The sequence below is a fragment of the Desulfofundulus sp. genome (assembly GCF_049701015.1).
In the GTDB taxonomy this organism is placed as follows: domain Bacteria; phylum Bacillota; class Desulfotomaculia; order Desulfotomaculales; family Desulfovirgulaceae; genus Desulfofundulus.
Genome location: NZ_JBNATZ010000329.1, coordinates 1 through 2,349, shown reverse-complemented (window position 1 = coordinate 2,349; position 2,349 = coordinate 1). Strand labels below are relative to the sequence as shown.

At 54.3% G+C, this 2,349-nt stretch carries 2 protein-coding genes; both read left to right on the top strand.

The window, feature by feature from the left end:
* Positions 1–549: hypothetical protein (locus ACPLUI_RS13965; protein ID WP_424660853.1), on the top strand; the 549-nt coding region annotated here is incomplete at its 5' end.
* On the top strand, positions 530–2,349 hold a 1,820-nt coding region (locus ACPLUI_RS13960; RefSeq protein WP_424660852.1), incomplete at its 3' end, for a VirD4-like conjugal transfer protein, CD1115 family. The genes ACPLUI_RS13965 and ACPLUI_RS13960, both read left to right, overlap by 20 nt.

The window sequence follows — 2,349 nt, the reverse complement described above, 5'->3', positions numbered from 1 at the left end:
TTTTTCGCCGCCTCCTCAAGTACCCTCCTAGTTTCCTCCCAGTTTCCTTGGCATTACCTTTTGAGTGACGACCCCCGCAGGGCGACCGTTCAGGGGATAAAGCATGAACTGAACGACATGCCTTACCACCGCATATACAACGCCATAGTGTTCTGTCCCACGCTCAAGGCTATGGAACACTTTTACACTGACATCCCCAAACTTGAGGAACTGCTGCTGTTGCCCTATCCATATGGGATAGAGCTTTTGAGGCACAAGGATGAAATCGAAAGTTGCATAGAAAACCTTTTGCGGGGTTACGAAAAAGCCAACCGTCGCTTTGCGGACTATCAGAAAGGCCAGACATATGTGTCTGTCCTGGTATTTAACGACGTGGTGAAAAAAGAGCAGCTGGAAGCCTACCTCAAACTGAGGGACAGGGAGAAAAAGGACGTAGAGATAGTTTGTTTGGAAAGCCAGTCCAGGAAATTGGCCGAACAGTTCCCGGGGGTAAAGCTGATTGTAATTTCTGAATTTTGGAGGGATGTGAATGCAGACCACTCTCAATAAATTAGTCTGGGTTTTACAGAATAAGAAGACAAGGGTTATATTTTTTCTGATTCTCCTGTACGTTCTCGACGCGTGGCTGCTGGGGTCGCCGGCGGTCCTGCTTTACGACACGCACAAAGGGCTGGCCTGCTTCAAGAACCCCTTATATGCCGCCGTCGCGGTACCTGTTTCTGGCCACTACGGCTTGTGGCTGATTTTTAACGTTGTAGCAGTAATTCTGACAGGAATCCTCGTCTTTCGTTTGTACCTTCATTATCCCGAGCTGGCTGAAAAGGTTGTTCCCAGGAGGCTCTCTTTCATCAACGACCCGACCTGCGGCACGTCCCGCTGGATGGGACCGGAGGAGATACCCCGCACATTTGACCTGGGCCACGGTCCGGGGATACTGCTGGGGTCTTATGGAGGCCAGCCCGTGAGGTACAACGGCAAGGGGAGGTTGAACAGGAACGTCATTATTTTCGGTGCTCCGGGCTGCGGCAAGACTTTCAGCGAAATAATTCCCAACTGCCTGCAGGCGGCAGTGAACGGGGAGTCCATCGTGGTCACCGACCCCAAGGGTGAGATAACGCGGGAGACACTGACATTCTTTCAGAACCGGGATTACAACGTGAAGGTATTTAACCTGGTGGACATGGTGCATTCCGACCGGTGGAACCCGCTGGACGAGGTGGTTACGGACATTGACGCGCAGATGTTCACGGAAGTCGTCATAGCCAACACCGCCGTACCGGGGATAAAGAAGATGGGCGGCGATCCTTTCTGGGACAGGGCGGAGCAGAACCTTCTTAAAGCGCTGGTTCTTTACGTCAAGCACGAGTACCCGCCGGAGAAGCAGACCGTGTACGACCTTTACCACCTGCTGGCCGGTGGGGACCTGGATACCCTGGACATGATCTTCGAGGGGTTGAGACCGGACCACCCGGCCAAAGCTCCCTACAACATATACTCCCAGGCGGGGGGCACGGTCAAGGGCGGGGTTATCCAGGGGTTGGGGACCAGGCTGCAGGTATTCCAGAACGAGCTGGTCAGGAAGATAACCGGGAGGAGCGACATCGACCTTGAAGCACCGGGGAAAGAGCTGTGCGCGTACTACTGCATTATGTCCGACACCGACACCACCTTTGACTTTCTGGCGTCGCTGTTTTTCTCGTTTTTGTTCATCAAGCTGACCAGGTTGGGGGACAGGAGCGGCGGTAAGTGCCCCGTCAACATCAACTTCCTGCTGGACGAGTTTTGCAATATCGGGGCCATACCGGACTTCAAGAAGAGGATAGCCACGATGCGTTCCAGGGGGATATCCTGCACCATCATAACGCAGTCGCTGCCGCAGTTGAGGAACCGCTACCCGCAGGATGCGTGGCAGGAAATCATCTCCTGCTGCGACACCAGGTTATTTTTGGGGATAAACGACATTGACACGGCCAAATACCTGCGGGAATTGATGGGTACCGGCACTGTTGAGCAGCGTTCCATTGGTCGGAGTACGAAGGACATGCTGAACGCCAAGGTGAGCAGGAGCCCGAAGGAGAGGCCGCTGATGACCCTGGACGAGATATTGAGGATGGACGAGAAGAAGGCCGTTTTAATCGTGCGTGGGAGGCACCCGCTGATGATAGACAAGCTGGGCTACCCCGAACACCCGTTGGCGTGCGAGCTGGTATCCCGGGAGGTATCTGAGTACACACCCTCCTGGCACGTGGAACCGGCTGGCAAGATAGAAATTGACTGGGGGGACATGGAGCGGGAGGCGGAGGCCGATGGGTATGATGTTGAAGGACACGACGCTGAAAGATTTGGGGC